The sequence below is a fragment of the Sphingomonas sp. OTU376 genome, assembly GCF_038440415.1.
In the GTDB taxonomy this organism is placed as follows: Bacteria; Pseudomonadota; Alphaproteobacteria; order Sphingomonadales; family Sphingomonadaceae; genus Sphingomonas; species Sphingomonas kyeonggiensis_A.
On the sequence record NZ_JASATQ010000007.1, the window covers coordinates 89730 to 111887 of the forward strand.

18 protein-coding genes are annotated in these 22158 nt (G+C 68.3%); 9 read left to right on the forward strand and 9 right to left on the reverse strand.

The window, feature by feature from the left end; genetic code table 11:
• Nucleotides 1–253: 253 nt before the first annotated feature.
• Nucleotides 254–3205: a TonB-dependent receptor domain-containing protein gene (locus tag AAHM44_RS05125; protein ID WP_342249267.1), complete on the forward strand. Its 2952-nt coding sequence runs from the start codon at nt 254–256 to the stop codon at nt 3203–3205.
• 430 nt (nt 3206–3635) lie between these two features.
• Here the strand turns inward: AAHM44_RS05125 and AAHM44_RS05130 are convergent, their stop codons facing one another.
• From AAHM44_RS05130 to hemC, 6 genes are all read right to left on the reverse strand, one after another.
• Entirely contained in the window at nt 3636–4745 is a 1110-nt protein-coding gene (locus AAHM44_RS05130; RefSeq protein ID WP_269573301.1) for a CaiB/BaiF CoA transferase family protein, read from the reverse strand.
• Nucleotides 4742–5260, reverse strand: coding sequence for a GNAT family N-acetyltransferase (locus AAHM44_RS05135; RefSeq protein WP_269573300.1), 519 nt, complete (start codon nt 5258–5260; stop codon nt 4742–4744). The genes AAHM44_RS05130 and AAHM44_RS05135 overlap by 4 nt, the downstream gene beginning before the upstream one ends.
• Entirely contained in the window at nt 5260–6444 is a 1185-nt protein-coding gene (locus tag AAHM44_RS05140; protein WP_342249268.1) for an acyl-CoA dehydrogenase, read from the reverse strand. Before AAHM44_RS05140 ends, AAHM44_RS05135 begins: the two co-directional genes overlap by 1 nt.
• An 87-nt stretch (nt 6445–6531) precedes the next feature.
• The gene (locus AAHM44_RS05145; protein WP_269573298.1) at nt 6532–7350 is read right to left on the reverse strand and encodes a hypothetical protein; all 819 of its coding nucleotides are present in this window, start codon (nt 7348–7350) and stop codon (nt 6532–6534) included.
• 31 nt (nt 7351–7381) lie between these two features.
• Nucleotides 7382–8050, reverse strand: a complete 669-nt coding sequence (locus AAHM44_RS05150; protein WP_342249269.1) for a uroporphyrinogen-III synthase — start codon at nt 8048–8050, stop codon at nt 7382–7384.
• A complete protein-coding gene (hemC, locus tag AAHM44_RS05155; protein WP_342249270.1) occupies nt 8047–8961 on the reverse strand; it encodes a hydroxymethylbilane synthase in 915 nt (304 codons plus the stop codon). The genes AAHM44_RS05150 and hemC overlap by 4 nt, the downstream gene beginning before the upstream one ends.
• A 291-nt stretch (nt 8962–9252) precedes the next feature.
• Between hemC and tsaD the strand changes: the two genes are divergently transcribed.
• The 3 genes from tsaD to AAHM44_RS05170 are packed head-to-tail and all read left to right on the forward strand — an operon-like array spanning nt 9253 to nt 11785.
• Entirely contained in the window at nt 9253–10278 is a 1026-nt protein-coding gene (tsaD, locus tag AAHM44_RS05160; protein WP_269573295.1) for a tRNA (adenosine(37)-N6)-threonylcarbamoyltransferase complex transferase subunit TsaD, read from the forward strand.
• Nucleotides 10275–11252, forward strand: coding sequence for an NAD(P)H-dependent glycerol-3-phosphate dehydrogenase (locus AAHM44_RS05165; RefSeq protein ID WP_269573294.1), 978 nt, complete (start codon nt 10275–10277; stop codon nt 11250–11252). The genes tsaD and AAHM44_RS05165 overlap by 4 nt, the downstream gene beginning before the upstream one ends.
• An 11-nt stretch (nt 11253–11263) precedes the next feature.
• Nucleotides 11264–11785, forward strand: coding sequence for a DUF1697 domain-containing protein (locus AAHM44_RS05170; protein ID WP_269573293.1), 522 nt, complete (start codon nt 11264–11266; stop codon nt 11783–11785).
• 277 nt (nt 11786–12062) lie between these two features.
• Here AAHM44_RS05170 and AAHM44_RS05175 read toward each other — a convergent pair whose 3' ends face one another.
• A complete protein-coding gene (locus tag AAHM44_RS05175; protein WP_184163449.1) occupies nt 12063–12215 on the reverse strand; it encodes a DUF1674 domain-containing protein in 153 nt (50 codons plus the stop codon).
• Between the two features lie 35 nt (nt 12216–12250).
• On the opposite strand from AAHM44_RS05175, the gene AAHM44_RS05180 reads away from it, so the two are divergent.
• Genes AAHM44_RS05180 through purH form a run of 5 tightly spaced genes read left to right on the forward strand, consistent with a single transcriptional unit; the run spans nt 12251 to nt 17826 of the window.
• Entirely contained in the window at nt 12251–13537 is a 1287-nt protein-coding gene (locus AAHM44_RS05180) for an RsmB/NOP family class I SAM-dependent RNA methyltransferase (RefSeq protein ID WP_342249271.1), read from the forward strand.
• A 40-nt stretch (nt 13538–13577) separates the two neighbouring features.
• Nucleotides 13578–14234 carry a ribulose-phosphate 3-epimerase gene (gene rpe, locus AAHM44_RS05185; RefSeq protein ID WP_269573291.1) on the forward strand — a complete coding sequence of 219 codons (657 nt, stop codon included), beginning with the start codon at nt 13578–13580 and terminating at the stop codon, nt 14232–14234.
• Nucleotides 14231–15964 carry a heparinase II/III family protein gene (locus AAHM44_RS05190; RefSeq protein ID WP_342249272.1) on the forward strand — a complete coding sequence of 578 codons (1734 nt, stop codon included), beginning with the start codon at nt 14231–14233 and terminating at the stop codon, nt 15962–15964. Before rpe ends, AAHM44_RS05190 begins: the two co-directional genes overlap by 4 nt.
• A complete protein-coding gene (locus AAHM44_RS05195) occupies nt 15965–16171 on the forward strand; it encodes a hypothetical protein (protein WP_269573289.1) in 207 nt (68 codons plus the stop codon).
• Nucleotides 16172–16212: 41 nt separating this feature from the next.
• Complete coding sequence (gene purH, locus AAHM44_RS05200) at nt 16213–17826, forward strand: bifunctional phosphoribosylaminoimidazolecarboxamide formyltransferase/IMP cyclohydrolase (RefSeq protein WP_342249273.1); 1614 nt, start codon at nt 16213–16215, stop codon at nt 17824–17826.
• A 34-nt stretch (nt 17827–17860) separates the two neighbouring features.
• Here the strand turns inward: purH and AAHM44_RS05205 are convergent, their stop codons facing one another.
• Together AAHM44_RS05205 and polA are read right to left on the reverse strand one after the other, a co-directional pair.
• Nucleotides 17861–19390, reverse strand: coding sequence for a lipopolysaccharide biosynthesis protein (locus AAHM44_RS05205; RefSeq protein ID WP_446745954.1), 1530 nt, complete (start codon nt 19388–19390; stop codon nt 17861–17863).
• Nucleotides 19387–22143: a DNA polymerase I gene (gene polA, locus AAHM44_RS05210; RefSeq protein WP_342249274.1), complete on the reverse strand. Its 2757-nt coding sequence runs from the start codon at nt 22141–22143 to the stop codon at nt 19387–19389. Before polA ends, AAHM44_RS05205 begins: the two co-directional genes overlap by 4 nt.
• Nucleotides 22144–22158 lie beyond the last annotated feature (15 nt).

Consider the following 22158-nt stretch of genomic DNA (forward strand, 5'->3'; position numbering starts at 1 on the left):
GACTGCCCGAATCCGTCGCAATTCCGCCGTTTTCTCGCGGCGGGCGCGCATTTGCGAAATGCCACGGAAACAACCCAGTAAAAATGCGTGCCTTTCGGGATACAGCCGATTGGCAAAGCGCAACTTTATACCAACCGCCGCTTTACGCGCGAAACCCCTGCTCTCATCCAACGCACCGCACATGCCGTTTCAGGCGGTTTGAGCCAGTTCGTACCCACGCAATGTGCGCGTGGGGCAGTATGAAAAGGGTATCATGTTTACGCGTAACATCGCTCGCACGCTGCGTGCAGGCACCGCCTTGTCGGCGCTGACCCTGGCCACCAGCCTCCTCGCCGTCCCCGCCTTCGCGCAGGACACCGCTCCCACCCCCACCGCCGACCAGACCGCTCCGGCGGCCGACGAAGCCCCCGAAATCGTCGTCACCGGCTCGCTCTTCGCGACCAAGGTCACCACCTCGCCGGTGACCACCGTCACCGCCGACACGCTCGATGCCAAGGGCATCACCACCGTGCAGGACGGCCTGCAGCGCCTCGCCGCCAATAACGGCCCGACGCTCACCAACAGCTTCTCGGCAAACGGCGCGTTCGCCGGCGGCGCCTCGGCGATCTCGCTGCGCGGCCTGTCGACCAACTCGACGCTGGTGCTGTTCGACGGCATGCGCGCGGCCTATTATCCGCTCGCCGACGACGCGACCCGCAACTTCGTCGATCTGAACACGATTCCGGACGACATCATCGACCGCGTCGAAGTGCTCAAGGACGGCGCTTCGTCGAGCTACGGCGCCGATGCGATCGCGGGCGTGGTCAACATCATCACCAAGCGCAGCTTCCAGGGCGTCTCGGCCCGCGCCGAGGCCGGCGTCTCGCAGGACGGCATCGCCGCCAGCCAGCGCTTCTCGGTCACCGCCGGCACCGGCGATCTCGATCGTGACGGCTTCAACGCGTACATCAGCGGCTTCTATTTCCACTCGGACGCAGTCTACACCAAGGACCTGCGCGCGCCGTTCAACTCGGACGACCAGACCAGCATCGGCGGACCGAACAACCTGGTGAACGGCGACAATTTCGCACCGACCTATGCCGGTTCGAACATCTATGCCGCGCCGGGTTCGGGCGGTCGCTACCAGCTGCTCCAGTCGGGCTGCGCCAATGGCAACCTGACCCAGACGACCGCCGCCCAGCAGGCGGCCAGCGGCCTGCTGCCGACCTCGATCTGCCAGCAGGACCTGACCAACCAGTATGGCGTGGTCGCGCCGCAGGTCGATCGCTTCGGCGTCTCGGCGCATGTCGCCAAGACCTTCGGCGATTCGACGGAAGCCTATCTCGAAGTGAACTTCCAGCAGTCGCGCAGCCAGTATAGCGGCGCTGCCTCGTCGATCTACGCCAACGCGCCGGCCGGCATCTACTATGCGCCGTTCTCGACGCGTGGCACCGGCGCCGCCTTCGCACCCGGCTCGGGCGCGCTGACCCTCCCGGTCTATGTCTGCGCCGCGCGCGTGAACTGCACCGCGGCCAACGGCACGCTCAACCCGAACAACCCGTTCGCGGCTTCGGGCCAGACGGCGACGATCATCGGCGCGATGCCGAACCTGACCCGCCAGGACGAGACGCGCAGCCGCGTGTACCGTGCCGCCGCGGGCATCAAGGGCACGTTCGGCGACGACTGGAACTACAAGGTCGACGCGACGGCGATGCACACCGACCTGCGTCGCACGATGAACGGCTATGTCTATATCCAGCACCTGCTGGATGTGATCGCCGACGGTTCGTACAACTTCGTGAACCCGGCGGCGAACAGCCAGGCGACGCTGAACTATCTGGCGCCGGAACTGAACGTCGATGCGTCCTCGGATCTCTACCAGGTCCAGGCGAGCGTCAACAAGTCGCTGTTCGAGCTGCCGGGTGGCCCGGCGCAGCTCGGCTTCGGCGGTTCGTTCTTCTACGAAGCGGTCGATTCGCCCTCGGCGAACAGCGACATCAACGGTCCGACCCAGCGCTACTTCACGATCAACGCGTTCGGCACCAAGGGCAACCGCACGGTCACCTCGGGCTTCGGCGAGCTGAGCCTGCCGATCCTCCAGCAGGTCGAGCTCAACCTGTCGGGTCGCTATGACCATTACTCGACCGGTCAGGGCTATTTCTCGCCCAAGGTCGGCGCGAAGATCACCCCGATCGACATGCTGACGGTGCGCGGCACCTGGTCGCGTGGTTTCCGTATCCCGTCCTTCGGCGAGTCGAACGCACTCCCGACGACCGGCTACGTGACCAACTCGGCCGGCCTGTTCAACGATGCGTACCTGGCCCAGTATGGCTGCTCGGTCGCGACGTTCAGCACCGCCTGCCCGCAGTATCTGCGTACCGCGAGCTACGGCCAGACCACGCTCGCTTCGCCGGATCTGAAGCCGGAGAAGTCGCGCAGCATCACGCTGGGCGCGGTGTTCACGCCGATGCGCAACGTGTCGCTCTCGGTTGACTACTTCAACATCAAGAAGACCGACGCGATCACCTCGCTGTCGTCGGCCGCGGCCCTCCAGGCCTATTATTCCGGCCAGGCGATCCCGGCTGGCTACACGGTCATCCCGGATGCGGTGGATCCGGCCAACCCGTCGGCGCTGCCGCGCGTTGCCTATGTCCAGTCGCACTATGTCAACGCCAACACCCAGAAGGCGGAAGGCATCGACTTCGGAGCGAACGCTCGCTTCAACGTCGGCGCGGTGACCTGGACGAGCAACCTCGACGCCACGCTCATGCTCGAGCTCAGCACCACGCTGGCAGACGGCACGCGCGAGACCTATGTCGACACGCTCGGCAACTACAACCTCACCGCGGGTTCGGGCACCTTCCGCTGGAAGGGTAGCTGGATGAACAGCTTCGCGATCGGCAACTACACGGTTACCGGTACGGCCAACTACACCTCGGGCTATGACCTCTCGGCCATGGACCAGGGCAATGCGTACAAGGATTGCGGCCTTGCGCCGTCGCCCGCGTACACCGGTTGCCGCGTGAAGAGCTACTTCACCTTCGACCTCAACATGACCGCCAAGGTCGCGGACAAGTTCACGATCTACGCGAACGTGCTGAACCTGTTCGATCGCCTGCCGGACTATGATCCGGTCACCTATGGCGCGTATCTCTACAACCCGGTCCAGGCCGGCGACGGCATCTATGGCCGCCGCTTCTCGGTCGGCGCGAAGGTCAATTTCTGATCTTTCGTCAGGACTGATACGAAAGAGGGCGGTCCCGAAAGGGGCCGCCCTTCTTCTTTGGGAAGGCGGCTGTCCCTATCGCGCGCTCCTATCGCTCCCAGTAATCCGCCGCCCTGTCACTCCGTCGCCATGCTACTCCGTCATCCCCGCGCAGGCGGGGATCCATTGCCGCTGCGGGCAATGAGACTCGCTTCGGCAGCCAGAATGGATCCCCGCCTGCGCAGGGATGACGATGGAATGCTTTCCAGCGTTACCGTTCCCCGGCGAAGGCCGGGGCCCAGTTTCGGCGCAGCATCGATGGCGCAGGAACTCTCGAACGACGTTGCGACTGGGGCCCGGCCTTCGCCGGGGAACAGTCAGGCGGTGACGGGTGAATCCGACTGCAATCCTCCCCCGGGGGGAGGATTGCACGCGTGTCCTATATCGCCCCCTAAGGCCGCTTCGGGCTCGCCCGGTCCGCCACCATCCGCTCGCCGTCGATCGTGATAGGCGAGGCGATGCCCGGCAGCCCGTCGCGCTCGATCCTCATGCCGCGCGCCACCACCTGCGGATCGGCGAACACTTCGCCGACATTGTTGATCGGCCCGGCCGGCACGCCCTCGGCCTCCAGTGCCTCGTACAGGTCGGCCTTGGCCCATTGCCGGATCGCCGCGTCGAGCAGCGGGATCAGCGTATCGCGATTCATCACCCGCGCCGGATTGGTCGCGAAGCGCGGGTCGCTGCCATAGTCGAGCCCCAGCACCCCGCAGAGCTTGCGGAACTGCGAGTCATTGCCCACCGCGATGATCAACGCGCCGTCGCGGGTGTCGAACGCCTGATAGGGCACCAAGTTCGCATGGCCGTTGCCCATCCGCCCCGGCACCTTGGCTGGGTTGGCCATCCAATTGAGCGCCTGGTTGGCGAGTACGCCCACCTGGGTGTCGAGCAGCGCCATGTCGATATGCGCGCCTTGCCCGGTGGCGTCACGGCGTCGCAGCGCCGCGAGGATCGCCACCGCCGAATAGACGCCGGTGAAGATGTCGGCATAGGCGATGCCGGCCTTTTGCGGCGCGCCGTCGGGCTCGCCGGTCAGGCTCATCGCGCCGCCCATGCCCTGGATGATGAAGTCGTATCCCGCGCGCGGTGCATAGGGGCCGGTCTGGCCGAAGCCGGTGATCGAGCAGACCACCAGCCGCGGGTTGAGCGCGCGCAGGCTCGCGGCGTCGAGCCCGTATTTGACCAGCCCGCCGACCTTGTAGTTCTCGATGACGACGTCCGCCTCGGCCACCAGCGCGCGCACCGCCGCCTGCCCCTCCGGGGTGGCGATGTCGATCGCCCGGCTCTCCTTGCCGCGGTTGCAGGCATGGAAATAGGCGGCGTCAAGAGTCGAGCCGTCCGCGTCGTGCAGGAAGGGCGGGCCCCAATGGCGGGTATCGTCGCCTTCGCCCGGCCGCTCGATCTTGATCACCTCGGCGCCCAGGTCGGCGAGCAGCTGCCCGCACCAGGGTCCCGCGAGGATCCGCGCCAGCTCGACGACCCTGATCCCCTCCAGCGGCTTCACGGCCGGTGGATCTCGTAGATCAGGTGCGGCTTCATCTCGCCGGCCATCAGCCGGTCGACAATGCCCGGCCGCGCGGTGCCGCCGATCTTCTCCATGGCCTTGCGCGAACGCACATTGTCCACGCCGACGGTGAACACCGCGGTGCGCACATAGCGGTGGATATGATTGAGCATCAGCCGCTTGATCTCGCGGTTGTACGTCCCGCCCCAGAATGCGCGGGCGAGATAGGTCCAGCCGATCTCGATCTCGTCGGCCTCGGGCTCCCAATTGTCGAAGCGCGACGATCCGATCACCTGGCCGCTGGCCTTGTCGATGATCGTCAGCGCGCCGCCACTGGCCAGGCCGGCGTCGAAATAGGCGCGGAACACCGGCTCCTGCCAGCGGTCATGCGCCGGGTGGACTTCCCAGACGAGCGGATCGCTCGCCACCGCGTAGAGCGCGTTCCAGTCCTCCGGCGTGCTGGGACGCAGCGTCACCAGCGCGCCTTCGAGGGTCGGCTGCCGGTCGGGCGTCATCAGAACGCCGCGATCCCGGTGATCGCGCGGCCCAGGATCAGGCCGTGGACGTCGTGGGTGCCTTCGTAGGTGTTGACCGTCTCGAGGTTGATCGCATGGCGCAGCACATGGAATTCGGCCGAGATGCCGTTGCCGCCATGCATGTCGCGGGCGATGCGGGCGATGTCGAGCGCCTTGCCGCAATTGTTGCGCTTGATGATGCTGATCGCCTCGGGCGCGAGCGTGCCCTCGTCGAACATGCGTCCGGCCCGCAGCGCCGCCTGCAGGCCGAGCGCGATCTCGGTCTCCATGTTGGCGAGCTTGAGCTGGACCAGCTGGTTGGCGGCGAGCGGCTTGCCGAACTGGGCGCGGTCGAGCGTGTATTGCCGCGCGGCGTGGAAGCAGGCCTCGGCGGCGCCCATGCTGCCCCAGGCGATGCCGTAGCGCGCGCGGTTGAGGCAGCCGAACGGCCCCTTGAGCCCCTGCACCTCGGGCAGCAGCGCGTCCTCGCCCACTTCGACGCCGTCCATCACGATCTCGCCGGTGATCGACGCGCGGAGCGACAGCTTGCCCTCGATCTTCGGCGCGGAGAGCCCCTTCATGCCCTTTTCGAGCACGAATCCCTTGATCCCGCCGCCATGCGCCTCGCTCTTCGCCCAGACGACGAACACGTCGGCGATCGGCGAGTTGGTGATCCACATCTTCGAGCCGGTGAGGCGATAGCCGCCGTCGATCTTCGCCGCGCGGGTACGCATGCCGCCCGGGTCCGAGCCGGCATCCGGCTCGGTCAGCCCGAAACAGCCGACCCATTCGCCGGTCGCCAGCTTGGGGAGGTATTTCCGCTTCTGTTCCTCGGTGCCGTATGCGCTGATCGGGTGCATCACGAGCGAGCTCTGCACCGACATCGCCGAGCGATAGCCCGAATCGACCCGCTCGACCTCGCGCGCCACCAGCCCGTAGGACACATAGCCCAGCCCCGCGCCGCCATAGGCCTCGGGAATCGTCGCGCCGAGCAGCCCCAGCGCGCCCATCTCGGACATGATCTCGCGGTCGAAATGCTCGTCGAGATAGGCCCGCGTCACTCGCGGCAGCAGCTCGCCCTGCGCGTAGTCCCGCGCGGCATCGCGGACCATCCGCTCCTCATCGGTCAGCTGCGCATCGAGCCCGAAGGGATCCGCCCAGTCGAACCGGCCCATCTCCGCCATTTCCTCGTCCTTCTCTAGTTCTCGGCCGTCCTAACGGCTCCGCATCCCGCTGCGTGTCGGGATGGCTTCATGGGGTATAGGATGCGGCTATCCCGCCGGGGGCGCAGGCGGCGGCGTATCCATCGCCGCCCGCTCGATATCGGTGAGCGCCACCCGCGCCGCGACATAGCGCCGCGCCGCCGCGGTCCAGCTCTCGGCGCTCGACACGCCCGGCATGTGCGCCACTTCCGCCAGCGCCGCCTCGACATCGCCGCGATCGAGCGCGCGCCGCGCCCGGCGCAGCCGCTCGGCCGGCAGCGGGCTCGGCGTATCGGCCTGGCGCAGCACCACCAGGTTGCCGAGCATCCGCCGCACCTTGTTCCACAAACTGTCGTTGGGATCGTTCGCCAGCCGCACCGCCAGCGTATCGAGCGCGAGCCGCAAATCCTCCAGCGTCACCGGCTGTGCCGCCGCGCGCAGGATCGCGGCGACCGATTCGCCGTTCCGCTCGCCGAAGCGCTGCTTGAGCTGCCCCTCGAGCGGCCCCAGCGGCTGGCCGCGCTCGATCGCGCGCCGCGTCGCAAAGGCCACCAGGATCCGTTCCGCCCGCGTCGCATAGGCCGCGGCTCCCCGCGAACTCGCCTCGGAATCGCGGATGCGCAGCTCGATCTGGTCGAGCTTGCCCGCCAGCATCGTCTCGCGCGCCGCCAGCGTCGCCAGGTCGGTGCCCGGCGGCAGCGCCGGCACGGACACGCTGGCAGGCGCGGGCAGCGGCGCGGGCGCCGGCGCGCGCGGGGAAAATCCGCCGGCCAGGCCGACCGCGCCGATGCTCACGCCGATGCCGGCGGTAAAGGCGATGGTGCCGATCAGGCTGGCGCTCCGCCACCACGGCACGCGCGGCTGGGGCGCGAGGGTCTCGTCGCTCATATGCCCTTAATCGCTGCCCGCACCCGCCCGGTCAATCGGCGAGGTGCAGCGCAAGCGCGATCAGCGTGTCCGGCCGCATGTCGCCGGCGACTTCGACCCGCCGCCAGCCGGTGCCCGCCGCCGCGGCCGCCCGCGCGCTGATCGCGGCGATGCTGGTGATCGCGCGGTGGTCGGGCGCCACCAGCTCGGCGAGCCGCGCCCCGGCCCGCGCCGACTGGACCAGCGCCACACTGCCGCGCAGCCGCACCGCCTGCCCGGGCGCAACGTCGAGCGGCGCGCTGGCATAGACGGGGATCGCCCGCGTCACTACGCCGCCCGCCCGCAACACCGCCTCGCGCCCGCCCAGCCACAGCGCCCGCGTCACCCCCGCCGCCTCGGCCGCGACGACCAGCGCGTCCGCGCCGCCTTCCCCGACATGCGCCACCCGGAAGCCCGCCCGCGCCGCGGCCTCGGCGGTCACCCGCCCCACCGCATATACCGGCAGCCCGAGCAGCCCGCCCAGCTGGCCGCCCCCGTGGCGCAGCGCATTGGCGCTGGTCAGCAGCAGCGCGTCGAACCCGGCCGGATCGGGCGCGTCCCACGCCACCGGCGCCGCCGCGAACAGCGGCAGCCGGATCGCCGTCCGCCCCGCCGCCTCGATCGCCGCCGCGGTCACGCGGTTGCCGGGCTCGGGCCGGAGCACGGCGATCGGCCGGCTCATCCCTCGAACAGGCGGCGCACCGTTTCGGGCGCGCGCTCGAGCAGGTCGCGCGCCAGTGCCGCCGGCAGGTCATGGTCGAGTGGCGCGCCTTCGATCGCGCCATGGACATGCGCGGTGCCATCCTCGCTCAGCAGCTCGGCCTCGAGCGTCAATATGCCGCCCTCGATGGTCGCCAGCGCCGCCACCGGCGAATGGCAATCGGCCTTCAACGCCGCGAGCAGCGCCCGCTCGGCGGAGACACAGCCATGCGTCACCGCATCGTCGATCGCGCCTACCAGCTCGCGGGCATGCGCGTCGTCGGCGCGGATTTCCACGCCCACCGCGCCCTGTGCCGGTGCCGGCAGCATCACATTGGTGGGGATCTCGACGCCGACGTCATGACGTCCCAGCCGCGCCAGCCCCGCCGCCGCCAGCAGCGTCGCATCGGCCTCGCCGGCGGCCAGCCTGGCCAGCCGCGTATCGACATTGCCGCGGAACAGCACCGTCCTGAGGTCCGGCCGCAGTTTCCGCACCTGGGCGGCGCGGCGTGGCGAGCTGGTGCCGAGCACGCCGCCCTGCGGGATCGCGTCGATCGATTCGGCCCCCACCAGCCGGTCGCGCACATCGGCGCGCGGCAGCATCGCGGCGATCGCGATCATGTCGGTGCGGAAGGTCTCGACGTCCTTCATCGAATGGACGCAGGCATCGATCTCGCCGGCGAGCAGCGCCCGGTCGAGTTCCTTGGTCCACAGCGCCTTGCCGCCGATCTCGGCGAGCGCGCGGTCCTGCACCTTGTCGCCGGTGGTCTTGATCACGACGATCTCGAAGGCGGAATCGGGCAGGCCATGCGCCGCCATCAGCGCATCGCGCACCATGTTCGCCTGTGCCAGCGCCAGCGGCGAACCCCGCGTCCCGAGTTTGAAAACGGTCATGCGAAATGCCTTACCGGCTGATGCGCCGCTTGTCGAAGCGGCTGCTCCAAACTGCTTCCTCGGCTGATATTGAAGCGTATACCCCTCCGCCGTCATCCCCGCGAAGGCGGGGATCCATTCTGGCTGGCCGCAGTGAGTCTCACCGAACGCAGCGGCAATGGATCCCCGCCTGCGCGGGGATGACGATCGCTGCGGGCAAGACGCCCCACACCCACCAAAATCCCCCCGCCACTTCGACAATCGCTCCGCGACACCCTAGATGCGCAACCAACGGAGCATGAAGAGAACACAATGGCCCTGATCCTCGGCCTCGAATCGAGTTGCGATGAAACCGCCGCCGCCCTGGTCACCACCGATCGGCAGGTGCTGGCGCACAAGCTTGCGCGCCAGGAAGCCGCGCATCGTCCCTATGGCGGCGTCGTCCCCGAAATCGCGGCGCGCGCGCATGTCGAGGCGATCGGCCCGCTGATCCAGGGTGCGTTCGAGGAAGCCGGCGTCACCCTCGCCGATGTCGATGCGATCGCCGCCACCGCCGGCCCCGGGCTGATCGGTGGCGTCATGGTTGGCCTGGTCACCGGCAAGGCGCTGGCGCTCGCCGGCAACAAGCCGCTGATCGCGGTCAACCATCTCGAAGGGCACGGCCTGTCGCCGCGCCTCACCGATCCCGATCTCCACTTCCCCTATCTGCTGCTGCTCGTCTCGGGCGGCCATTGCCAGCTGCTGCTGGTCGAGGGCGTCGGCAAATATCAGCGTCTCGCCACCACGATCGACGATGCCGCCGGCGAAGCCTTCGACAAGACCGCCAAGATGCTCGGCCTCGGCTTTCCCGGCGGCCCGGCGGTCGAGGAAGCCGCCGCGCGCGGCAACCCCAAGGCGGTGCCGCTGCCCCGCCCGTTGCTCGGTTCGGCCGAGCCGCATTTCTCCTTCGCCGGCCTCAAGAGCGATGTCGCCCGCAAGGTCGGCCTCTACAGCGCCGAGGATATCGCCGCGTCCTTCCAGCAGGCGGTGGTCGATTGCCTGATCGATCGCACCCGCCGCGCCATCGAGCGGGTCGAAGCGACCGCTTTGGTCGTCGCCGGCGGGGTCGCCGCGAACAAGGCGGTGCGCACCGCATTGGAGCAGCTTGCCGTCGAATCGAACCTGCGCTTCGTCGCGCCGCCGCTCTGGCTGTGCACCGATAATGCGGCGATGATCGGCTGGGCGGGAGCCGAACGCTTCCTCGCCGGTTTCAGCGATCCGCTCGACGTGGCGGCGCGGCCGCGCTGGCCGCTCGATCCGGATGCGGAAAAGGTCCGTGGTGCGGGAGTAAAGGCATGAAGATTGGCGTCATCGGCGGCGGTGCCTGGGGCACGGCGCTCGCCCAGGTCGCGGCACGCGGCGAGCAGGACGTGCTGCTCTGGGCGCGCGAGCCGGAAGTGGTCGAGAGCGTCAACGCGCGCCACAGCAACGATCTGTTCCTCGCCAACGTCCCGCTCAGCCCGAGCATCCGCGCCACCGGCAACCTCGCCGATCTGGCCGGCATGGAAGCGCTGCTGGTCGTCGCCCCCGCCCAGCATGTCCGCGCGGTCCTGTCCGAAACCCCGGTCGGCAACACGCTGCTGGTACTCTGCGCCAAGGGGATCGAGGCCGGCACCAAGCTGCTGGTCGGCGAAGTCGCGCACCAGGTCGCGCCCGATGCCCCGCTCGCGGTGCTCTCCGGCCCCACCTTCGCGCACGAGGTCGCCGCCGGTAAGCCCACTGCCGTCACGCTCGCCTGCGAGCATGAGGCGCTGCGCACGCGCCTGTCCGATCGCCTCGCCGGCCCGGCCTTCCGCACCTATGGCTCGGACGATGTCGTCGGCGCGGAGATCGGCGGCGCGGTCAAGAACGTCCTCGCCATCGCCTGCGGCGTGGTCGAGGGCGCCGGGCTCGGGCTCAACGCCCGCGCCGCGCTGATCGCGCGCGGCTTTGCCGAGATGACCCGCTTCGGCATGGCCCGCGGTGCCCAGGCGGAAACGCTCACCGGCCTGTCGGGCCTTGGCGATCTCGTCCTCACCTGCTCCTCCACCAATTCGCGCAACTTCTCGCTCGGCCTCGGGCTGGGGCAGGGCCGGAGCGCCGCCGAGTTGATGGCCGATCGCAAGACCGTGGCCGAAGGTGCCTTCACCGCGCCCGTCCTCCGCGAAGCCGCCCGCGATGCCGGAGTCGACATGCCGGTCACCGAAGCGGTCAACGCGCTGCTCGAAGGCGCGCCGGTGGCCAAGGTGGTCGAAGCCTTGCTCAGCCGCCCCTTGCGGGAAGAAAAGCTGTGAAATGGGCGGCGATGCTGCGGGGGATCAACCTCGGCAAGCGCCAGCTCAAATCGGCGGAGCTCAAGGCCGTGGTCGAGGGGCTCGGCTTCACCCAGGTGAAGACGATCCTCGCCTCGGGCAATGTCGTGTTCGAAGCGGGGGACGCCACGCCTGAGGCACTCGAGCGCGATCTCCATGCCGCGCTGGAAAAGGCGACCGGGCTCAAGTCCGATGTCTATGTCCGCAATCGCGCCGATCTTGCGACGCTGGTCGCGGCCAATCCCTTCCCGAAGGAAGCCGAGGAGCGCCCGAGCTTTCTCGTCGTCACCTTCCACCGCGAACCGCCAAGCCAGGCGGCGATCGACAAGCTCCTCGAAAGCCATGACGGCCCCGAGCGGATGGTGATCCTCGGCCGCGAGCTGTTCACCGATTTCCCCGAAGGCCAGGCCCGCTCGAACCTGATTCCCGCGATGCAGAAGGCCAAGCTCGCCCACGCCAATACCGGCCGCAACTGGAACACGGTGCTCAAGCTGCTGACGGCGCTGGGGGAGTAACCTTCCTCAATTCCTTCCAAATTCCGTCATTCCCGCGAAGGCGGGAATCCATTCTGGCTGGTTTTGGTGAGACTCACTGCATTCAGCGGCAATGGATCCCCGCCTTCGCGGGGATGACGAGGAAGAAGAGGAAGAAGAAGTTCTGGGTCAGCCACCACCCAGTTCCCCGGCCCAGTTCCCCGGCGAAGGCCGGGGCCCAGTCTCGGCGCACTGTCGATGGCGCGGGAACCTCTCGAACGACATGGCAACGGGACCCCGGCCTTCGCCGGGGAACATGCTAGAAGTCGACGGCGATACCCTTGCGCTCCCAATCGCCATAGCGAGTCGGGTCGAGCGCATCGGGCTCCTTCTCCGCCGGCGCGGGCTTGGGCACGGGCGGGCTGGGCGTCAGATACGCAGGCGGTTTCACATTTGCGGGGCGCTGGGCCATAGGCTGCAGATCGTCCTTCCAATCCACGAGGTCAAGTGAAGCCCCCACGTCGCCCCAATCCCCGCCAGTCCGCGCCCGATGGCCCCGGCGTCCCCACCCGTCGCGCGGCGCTGAAGCTGCTCGATGCGGTGCTCCGGCGCGGGCTGGCGCTGGAGCAGGCGCTCGATTCGGCGGCGCAGGGTCTCGCGCCCAATGATCGCGGGCTTGCCCATGCGATTGCCGCCGAAGTGCTGCGCCGCTTGCCCGATCTCGATGCGCTGATCGATTCGGCGACCAGGCAGACGCTACCCGAGGATGCCAAGGCGCGCTTCGCCTTGCGCATCGCTTTGGTGCAGGCGCTGGCGCTCGGCACACCGGGCCATGCCGCGATCTCCACCGTGCTGCCCTTGGTCGATGGCGGTCCGCGCAAGCTGGTCCATGGCGTGTTCGGCACTTTGGTCCGCCAGGGCGTGACCCTGCCCGAGCCGCCGGCGCTGCCCGATGCGGTGGCGCTGCGCTGGCACGCCGCCTGGGGCGACCAGATGATCGAGGATGCCGAGCGCGCGATCGCGGTGCCGCCGCCGCTCGATCTGACGCTGCGCGATCCCGCGGTCATGCCAGACCTGCCCGGCACCAGCCTGATCGCCGGCCAGCTTCGTCTCGACGAGAAGGGGCCGGTGGCGATGCTGCCGGGCTATGCCGAGGGCGACTGGTGGGTGCAGGATCTCGCCGCCTCGATGCCGGCGCGGCTTTTGGGCAAGGGCGCGGGCACGGTGCTCGACCTGTGCGCGGCGCCGGGGGGCAAGACGCTGCAATTGGCGGCGGCGGGCTGGCAGGTGACGTCCGTGGACGTGTCGGAAAGTCGTCTGGCGCGACTTCACGAGAATCTGGAGCGCACCGGTCTTGAAGCGCAGGTGGTCGAGGCCGATCTCCTGAAATGGGCGCCTTCGGGGCCGGTGGATGCGATCCTGCTCGATGCGCCGTGCAGCGCGACGGGCATCTTCCGCCGCCACCCCGATGTGCTCCACCGGGTACGGCCCAGCCTGATCCGCGAGATGGCCGAGTTGCAGGGCAAATTGCTCGCCCGCGCGGCCGAGTGGGTAAGGCCCGGCGGCACGCTGGTATACGCGACTTGCTCGCTGGAACCGTCGGAGGGCGAAGAGCAGCTCGAATCCTTCCTCCTGCGCGACCCGCGATATAAAATTGCGCCGATCGCGTCGGAGGAGCTGCCTCAGGGCGTGCATGCGAAGGAAGATGGAACGCTGCGGTTGCTGCCGGGAATGCTGGCGGATGCCGGCGGGCTGGACGGCTTCTTCATCGCGCGGCTGGTCCGCATGGCCTGATAAGGTTGCGCGCGAATCGCGGGGTGCCTAAGGCTTTGTCATGGCCGTCCGCATCGCACCTTCGATCCTCTCCGCCGATTTCGCCAAATTGGGCGAGGAAGTCCGCGCCATCGACGCCGCCGGCGCCGACTGGATCCATGTCGACGTGATGGACGGGCATTTCGTCCCCAACATCACGATCGGCCCGGCGGTGATCAAGGCGCTCCGCCCGCACACCGCCAAGCCGTTCGACGTCCACCTGATGATTGCGCCGGTCGATCCGATGCTCCAGGCCTTCGCCGATGCGGGCGCCGACTGCATCTCGGTGCATCCCGAGTCAGGCCCGCACCTCCACCGCACGCTCCAGACCATCAAGGGCCTGGGCAAGCGCGCCGGCGTGGTGCTCAATCCGTCCACGCCGGTGGAGTCGGTCGACTATGTCATGGACATGATCGACCTGATCCTGGTGATGAGCGTCAACCCCGGCTTCGGCGGGCAGAAGTTCATCGAGAGCCAGCTCGGCAAGATCGCCGAGTTGCGCAAGCGGATCGATGCCAGCGGCCGCGCGATCGACCTCGAGGTCGATGGCGGCATCGATCGCGAGACCGCACCGCGCGCGATCGCGGCAGGTGCCGACGCACTCGTCGCCGGCACCGCGACCTTCACCGGCGGGCCGGGTCAGTACGCGGCGAACATCGCCGCGCTACGAGGCGGGTGAATGACCAACCGATCGACTCCGGGGCCGACGGAGTCGAGCAGGGCAAGCGGCTCATCCGCACCGGCGGCGAGCGCGGCCTCAGCCTCGCCGAGCGGCTGTCCGAACATTTCCAGCGCCTCGCCTGGCGGAGCCCGCTCCACAATATGCGCCTGAAGGGCCGGCACCCCCTCAAGCTGATCGCGGTTGGCGAAGACCCGTTCTTCGGCGATGTCGAGCGCGGCAATGCCCTGCTCGACGGCGCCGTCTGCTTCCGCGGCGAGCAGCGCTCGATCGCCAGTCTCGATTTCGCCCGGCCGGACTGGTCGGTGGCGATGGGCGAGTATCTCCACGGCTTTGGCTGGCTGCGCGACCTGTCGAGCGTCACCACCCGCGTCACCGCCGCGCCGATCGCCGAGGCGCTGATGCAGCGCTGGCTGTCGGCACATGGCGACAAGGTTTCCGAGCCGGCATGGCGGGCCGATCTGGTCGGCCGGCGCATCCTCGCCTGGACGGCGCATGCGCCGCTGATCCTCTCGGCCAACGACCTCGTCTATCGCTCCTCGGTGCTCCACGCGCTGGCCAAGGGCGCGCGCCACCTCGACCGCGCCGCCGATCGCGTCGCCCCTGGACCGGGGCGGATCGCGGCCTGGTGCGGCGTGCTCGTCGCCGGGCTGATGATCCCGGGCGGCGATCCGCGCCGCTCCTTCGGCGAGACCGGGCTCAAGCGCGCGCTCGAACAGTCGATGTTCGACGATGGCGGCACCGTCGGCCGCTCGCCCTGGGGCCAGCTCGACGCGGTGCAGCTGCTGGCGATCCTGTCCAACGCCTATGAAGCGCGCCGGCTCGAGCCGCCCGCCTTTGTCGCCTCGGCGCTGAACCGCATGGTCACCGCGCTGCTCGGCGTCTGCCATGGCGACAAGGGGCTGGGCAGCTGGCAGGGCTGCGCCCCGGTTTCCGGCGCGATGATCGAGCAGGTCGTGGAGGCGACCGGTGTGCGTACCCGCCCGCTCAAGCAGGCGCGCGAATGGGGCTATCAGCGGCTGAACGCCGGCAGCACCGTGCTGATCATCGATGCGGCCCCGCCGCCGCTCGCCCGGCTTGCCGCCGGCGGTTGCGCCTCGACGCTTGCCTTCGAGCTTTCCGACGGACCGCACCGGATCGTGGTCAATTGCGGTGGCGCGAACATGGCGACGGCTTCGTTGCCGAACGCGCTCACCGAAGGGCTGCGGACCACTGCCGCGCACTCCACGCTGGTGCTCGCCGACAGCAACTCCACCGCGATTCATCCCGACGGCTCGCTTGGCCGCGGCGTCGTCGAAGTCGAGCTGGCGCGTACCGAGAGCGAGAATGGCAGCCGGGTCGAGGCCAGCCATGACGGTTATGTCCGCCGCCTCGGCTTCACCCATCGCCGGTTGATCGCGCTGGGCGGCGACGGGCGCGACGTGCGCGGCGAGGACATGCTGCTCCCCGCCGACAAGCGGAAGCGCAAGGCCAACACGCCCTTCGCGATCCGCTTCCACCTCGCCCCCCAGGTCGAGATCTCGCCGACTGCGGACGGGCAGGCCGCGATCCTGCGCCTGCCGAGCGGCCATCTCTGGCAGTTCCGCTGCAAGGGCGGTTCGCTGGCGTTCGAGGATTCGATCTGGATCGACGGCGCCGGCAAGCCGATGGCGACCAAGCAGCTCGTCATTACCGGTGAATCGCTGGCGGGCGGCGCCAATGTGAGCTGGCTGTTTCACAGGGCGAAATAGGTGGCGCGGGTCGAGATATTCCAGGGCAAGGACGACCTTGAGCCGTTCCTCACCAGCGAATTCGGCTTTCTTCCCCGTATCGGCGAATATCTTGCGATCGAGGCCGATGGCTATTTCCATCACTATAACGTCGTCGAGATCTGGCACCGCCGCGATGAGGGCGGGGGCGACTTTATCCCCTGCATCCGCGTCGAACTTGACGACTAGGGGTTGCCAGCACCGCCTTGATCCGTAGAGGGGCATGCCGCATGGACCAGATCAAGATCAGCCGTGCGCTACTCTCCGTCTCCGACAAGACCGGGATCGTCGAACTCGCAACCGCGCTTGCCGCACAGGGTGTCGAGCTAGTCTCGACCGGCGGCACCGCCACTGCCCTGCGCGATGCCGGGCTGGCCGTTCGCGACATCTCTGATCTCACCGGCTTTCCCGAGATGATGGACGGTCGGGTGAAGACGTTGCACCCCAAGGTCCATGGCGGCCTGCTCGCGGTGCGCGGCAATGCCGAGCACGAGGCCTCGATGGCCGAGCATGAAATCGGCGCGATCGATCTCGTCGTGGTGAACCTTTATCCCTTCGCCCAGACCGTGGCGCGCGGCGCCGATCGCGAGACGATTATCGAGAATATCGATATCGGCGGCCCGTCGATGGTCCGCTCGGCCGCGAAGAACCATGAGAGCGTCGTGATCCTCACCGATCCGGCCGATTATCCGCTGGTGCACGGTGCCACGACGACGCTCGAGCAGCGCCGCAAGTTCGCCGCCAAGGCCTATGCCGCCACCGCCGCCTATGACTCGATGATCTCGAGCTGGTTCGCCTTCGCCGATCAGGGCGAGGCCTTCCCCGAGATGCTCAACCTCAGCCTCAAGCGCGGCGCGGCGCTCCGCTATGGCGAGAACCCGCACCAGTCGGCCGCCTTCTATGCCGCGACCGGCCCGGCGGCGCAGGGCATCGGCCAGGCGCGCCAGGTGCAGGGCAAGGAGCTGAGCTACAACAATTACAACGACGCCGACGCGGCGCTAGAGCTGATCAGCGAATTCCGTGATGGCCCGCCGAGCGTGGTGATCGTCAAGCACGCCAATCCCTGCGGCGTGGCGAGCGCGGACACGCTGGCCGAGGCCTATGCGGCTGCCTTTGCCTGCGACACCGTCTCGGCGTTCGGCGGCATCATCGCGGTCAACCGCCCGCTCGATCGCGCTACGGCCGAGCAGATCACCTCGATCTTCACCGAAGTCGTGGTCGCGCCGGGGGCCGATGAGGAGGCGCTCGCGCTGTTCGCCGCCAAGAAGAACCTGCGCCTGCTGCTCACCGGCGGCCTGCCCGATCCGAAGCGCCCGGGCCTGATGGCCAAGTCGATCACCGGCGGCTGGCTGGTCCAGAGCCGCGACAATGGCGGGATCGGTATCCCGGGCCGGCCCGTGAATCTGCAGCGTGATTTGACCATCGGCGGTGATCTTAAACTGGTCACTAAGCGAGAGCCGACGCCCCAGGAACTCGCCGACTGCCTGTTCGCCTGGACGGTGGCCAAGCACGTCAAGTCGAACGCGATCGTCTATGCCAAGGACGGCTCGACCGCGGGCGTCGGCGCCGGCCAGATGAACCGTCTGGAATCGGCGCGCATCGCTGCGTGGAAGGCCAAGGACGCCGCCGAAAAGGCCGGCTGGGACGAGACCCGCACGATCGGCTCGGCCGTGGCCTCGGACGCCTTCTTCCCCTTCGCCGACGGTCTGCTGGCGGCTGTGGAGGCGGGAGCCACCGCGGTGATCCAGCCGGGCGGCTCGATCCGCGATGATGAAGTCATTGCCGCCGCCGACGAAGCCGGGCTCGCGATGATCTTCACCGGCATGCGCCACTTCCGGCACTGATCCGATCTCCCCCCTCCCTTTCGGGGGAGGGGGCTTACAGTTTCTCTTCGGTCGGCAGCGTCGCTTCGCCCGCGCGCGGCATCTTGCGGAACAGCGCCTTGTCCTCGGGGCCGAAGCCGAACTTGATGATCACGAACAGGTAAGTGACCAGGATCGCCGGCATGCCGAAGCTCAGCTCGGCCCATTCGGCGCTCTTGGGCAGCGAAGTGAACGCGCCGCCGACCAGGCAGGCGATCGCGATCGCGGCGAAGAAGCTCGGCCGGATCGAGACGACAGGTGCGCCGGTAAGCCGGTAGAGCAGCGTGGCCTTCACCGCCGATCCGATGGTCAGCGACACGGCGAGCGCCAGTGCAGGGCCGGCGGCCTGGATCGGCTCGGACCAGCCCTCGGTCCGCGCCACCACCACGAAGACGAAGCTCAGCACGATCTGCAGCAGCAGCACGCAGACCGAGATCGCCAGGTTCTTGTGCCGGGCGATATAGACCAGCCCGGTCTCGCAGACCGCGCCGGTCGAGGCGAGCACCTCGGCGACGAGCAGGATGCACAGGGCACCCGCGCCGATCACGAACTCCTTGCCGATCAGCCCCATCACGCCCTCGGCGGGGATCGAGAACATCACGGCGAGTGCCGCCTGCGCGCTGGTCACCCAGAAGCCGACCTGGCGGACCTGCTTGGCCACCGCCACCTTGTCGTCCTCGGCCAGCGCCTTGGTGACGACCGGCCCCAGGATCGGATCGAAGCTCGACTTGAGCCGCTGCGGCACCGAGGCGACCTGCTGCGCCATGTAATAGACGCCGACCACCGCCGGGCTGAACAGCAGCGCGAGGATGAAGCGATCGACATTGCGCGTCGCCCATTCGATCGCGTCGGCGCCGGCGAGCGGGGCGTTGGCGCGCGCCAGCCCCCAGATCGAGGAGGGCCGCGGACGCCAGCCATGCGGCAGGCCGTAATCCTTGACGAACGGCACGATCGAGGCACCAAGCGCGGCGATCATCGACAGCGCATAGGCGTAAAGCAGCCCATCGCGTGCCGAGACATAGGAGAAGCCCCAGGCGGCGATGCTGATCGTCCAGGGCTCGATGATCGCCCGCGCGGTCACCGCGGCGCCGATATTGTGGCGATAGGCGCAGGCCGAGAGCGCCACGTCGGACAGGGCCGGGCACAGCACCACCAGCGCGAGCAGCGGCTCGAGCCCGGTCACCGGGCTGTTGGGGAACATCGCCTGGGGGAAGAGGACCAGCACTCCGCTGGCGATCAGCGAGGCGATCAGCGCCACCACCATCGCGTCCCATACGACATGGGCATGGGGCCGGTCGGTGCGGGCCAGCGCCTGGGCCAGTCCGCGCTTGAGGCCGAGCGTGGCGAGCAGCGCGGCGACTTCGATCACCAGCACCGCGATCGCGTAGCGGCCGACAATGTCCGGGCCATAGGCGCGGCCCGCGATGAACAGGAAGGGCAGGCGCGCGACCAGCCGGATGATGAAGCCCAGCATGTTGGTCCGCCCGCCCTTGGCGAGCGCATTGATGTCCTCACCGCCGGAAGGCGCGGTCACGGCCTCGCTCAATGCGCCGCGCCCCAGCTCGGGCCCACACCGATCTCGACGCCGAGCGGCACGGTCAGCTTCACCGCCGGCTCGGCCGCGGTCGCCATCACCCGCTGAATGACCGGCTTGGCGGCCTCCACATCCCCCTCGGGCAGCTCGAACACCAGTTCGTCATGCACCTGGAGCAGCATCTTCACATTGGGCAGCCCCGCTTCGAGCAGGGCCGGGCTCATCCGCGCCATGGCGCGCTTGATGATGTCGGCGCTGGTGCCCTGGATCGGCGCGTTGATCGCCGCGCGCTCGCTGCCGGCGCGCTCGTTCGGGTTGGAGGCCTTGAGCCGCGGAAAGTGCGTCTTCCGGCCGAACAAAGTGGTGGTGTAGCCGCGCTCCTTGGCGAGGCTCAGCGTGTCGGCGATGTAGCGGTTGATGCCCGGGAAGCGCTCGAAATAGCGGTTGATCATCGCCTGCGCCTCGTCGGGCGTCACGTCGAGCCGCCCGGCCAGGCCCCAGCGCGAGATGCCGTAGAGGATCGCGAAGTTGATCGTCTTGGCGCGGCCGCGGGTGTCGCGGTTCACTTCGCCGAACAGCTCCATCGCGGTACGGTTGTGGATGTCCTCGCCCTGCTCGAAGGCTTCGCGCAGCGCCGGCACATCGGCGATATGCGCGGCCAGCCGCAGTTCGATCTGCGAATAGTCGGCCGAGAGGATGACATTGCCCGGCTCCGCCACAAAGGCGTCGCGGATCTGGCGGCCGGTCTCGGTGCGGATCGGGATGTTCTGGAGATTGGGGTCGGTCGAGCTCAATCGCCCGGTCTGCGCGCCGGTGAGCGAATAGCTCGTATGCACGCGGCCGGTCGCCGGATTGATCTGCGCCTGCAGCGCATCGGTGTAGGTCGACTTGAGCTTGGTGAGCTGGCGCCAGTCGAGCACCTTGAGCACCATCTCGCGGCCCGGCGAATCCTTGTCCGCCGCGATCCGCTCGAGCTCGTTGACGTCCGTCGAATAGACGCCGGACTTGCCCTTGCGCCCGCCCTTGATCCCCATCTTGTCGAAGAGGACGTCGCCGAGCTGCTTGGGGCTGCCGATGGTGAACTTGAACCCGGCAATGCCGTGGATCTCTTCCTCCAGCGCCGCGATCTGGTGCGAGAAGTCGGTCGAGAGCTTGTGGAGGACCTGCGCATCCACCTTGATGCCCTCGCGCTCCATGCCGGCGATCACCGAGACCAGCGGCCGGTCGACCATCTCATAGACGCGGGTCGAGCCTTCATAGGCCAGCCGCGGCTTGAAGCGCCGCCACAGCCGCAGCGTGACGTCGGCATCCTCGGCGGCGTAACGGGTGGCGGCCTTGAGATCGACCTGGCCGAAGCCGAGCTGGTTCTTCCCCGTGCCGACCACGTCCTTGTAGGCGATGCAGCTGTGCGATAGGTGCGTCGCCGCCAGTTCGTCCATGCCGTGGCCGTGCAGGCCGGCATCGAGGTCGAAGCTCATCACGATCGTGTCGTCATAGGGCGCGACATCGATCCCGACACGGCCCAGCACGATCATGTCGTACTTCAGATTGTGCCCGATCTTGAGGACCGCGGGGTCCTCGAGCAGCGGCTTCAGCCTGGCGATCGCCACCGAGCGATCGATCTGCACCGGCTTCTCGGCGAACATGTCGGTACCGCCATGGCCGAGCGGAATATAGCAGGCGAGGTTGGGGTGCAGCGCCATCGACACGCCGACCAGCTCGGCGCGCGTCGCATCGACGCCGGTCGTCTCGGTATCGATCGCGACCCAGCCCTGATGCCTGGCGATGGTGATCCAGCGATCGAGCGCGGTCTCGTCGGTGACCGTCTCATAGCCGTCGTGATTGCAGGGCGGGTCTTCCTCCAGCCCCGGCGTCTCATGCGTCTCGACCGGCGCCTCGGCCACCGCCGACAGCCGGTTGAGCAGGGTGCGGAAGCCGTGATGCTCGAGGAAGGCGCGCAGCGGCGCATCCGGGATGCCCTGCAGCGCGAAATCCTCGAGCGGCTCGGGCAGCGGCACGTCGCTCGCGAGCTGCACCAGCTGGTGCGACAGCCGCGCCATATCGGCATGCTCGATCAGATTGTCGCGCATCTTGGACGGCTTCATCGCCGGTGCCGCCTCCAGCACCGCCTCGACCGTGCCGAACTCCTGGATCAGCTTGGCGGCGGTCTTGGGGCCGATGCCCTTCACGCCGGGAACATTGTCGACACTGTCGCCCATCAGCGCCAGCACTTCGCCCAGCTTCTCCGGGCCGACGCCGAACTTCTCCTCGGTGTCCGCCGGGCCCAGCCGCCGGTTGTTCATCGTGTCGAGCATGTCGACCGACGGATCGGTCATCAGCTGCATCAGGTCCTTGTCGGAGCTGACGATGGTCACCTGCCAGCCCTGGGCCAGCGCCGCCTTGGTATAGCTGGCGATCAAATCGTCGGCTTCCCAGCCGGCTTCCTCGATGCAGGGCAGCGAGAAGGCGCGCGTCGCGTCGCGGATCATCGGGAACTGGGGCACCAGATCCTCGGGCGCCGGCGGGCGGTGCGCCTTGTACTGGTCGTACAGCTCGTTGCGGAAGGTGTGCTCGCTCTTGTCGAGCACCACCGCCATGTGAGTCGGGCCGTCGGCCTTGTTCAGCGTGTCGACCAGCTTCCACAGCATGGTCGTATAGCCATAGACGGCACCCACCGGCTCGCCATGCTTGTTGGTGAGCGGCGGCAGCCGATGATAGGCGCGGAAGATATAGCCGGAGCCATCGACGAGATAGAGATGAGGCATTGCCGCGCCGGGATA

Bases quoted from the DNA above. Each gene is read 5' to 3' on its own strand.
- AAHM44_RS05125 (WP_342249267.1), top strand. From the start codon at position 254: ATGTTTACGCGTAACATCGCTCGCACGCTGCGTGCAGGCACCGCCTTG.
- AAHM44_RS05135 (WP_269573300.1), bottom strand. From the start codon at position 5,260: ATGACGCCCGACCGGCAGCCGACCCTCGAAGGCGCGCTGGTGACGCTG.
- AAHM44_RS05140 (WP_342249268.1), bottom strand. From the start codon at position 6,444: ATGGCGGAGATGGGCCGGTTCGACTGGGCGGATCCCTTCGGGCTCGAT.
- AAHM44_RS05145 (WP_269573298.1), bottom strand. From the start codon at position 7,350: ATGAGCGACGAGACCCTCGCGCCCCAGCCGCGCGTGCCGTGGTGGCGG.
- AAHM44_RS05150 (WP_342249269.1), bottom strand. From the start codon at position 8,050: ATGAGCCGGCCGATCGCCGTGCTCCGGCCCGAGCCCGGCAACCGCGTG.
- hemC (WP_342249270.1), bottom strand. From the start codon at position 8,961: ATGACCGTTTTCAAACTCGGGACGCGGGGTTCGCCGCTGGCGCTGGCA.
- tsaD (WP_269573295.1), top strand. From the start codon at position 9,253: ATGGCCCTGATCCTCGGCCTCGAATCGAGTTGCGATGAAACCGCCGCC.
- AAHM44_RS05165 (WP_269573294.1), top strand. From the start codon at position 10,275: ATGAAGATTGGCGTCATCGGCGGCGGTGCCTGGGGCACGGCGCTCGCC.
- AAHM44_RS05170 (WP_269573293.1), top strand. From the start codon at position 11,264: ATGCTGCGGGGGATCAACCTCGGCAAGCGCCAGCTCAAATCGGCGGAG.
- AAHM44_RS05175 (WP_184163449.1), bottom strand. From the start codon at position 12,215: ATGGCCCAGCGCCCCGCAAATGTGAAACCGCCTGCGTATCTGACGCCC.
- rpe (WP_269573291.1), top strand. From the start codon at position 13,578: ATGGCCGTCCGCATCGCACCTTCGATCCTCTCCGCCGATTTCGCCAAA.
- purH (WP_342249273.1), top strand. From the start codon at position 16,213: ATGGACCAGATCAAGATCAGCCGTGCGCTACTCTCCGTCTCCGACAAG.
- polA (WP_342249274.1), bottom strand. From the start codon at position 22,143: ATGCCTCATCTCTATCTCGTCGATGGCTCCGGCTATATCTTCCGCGCC.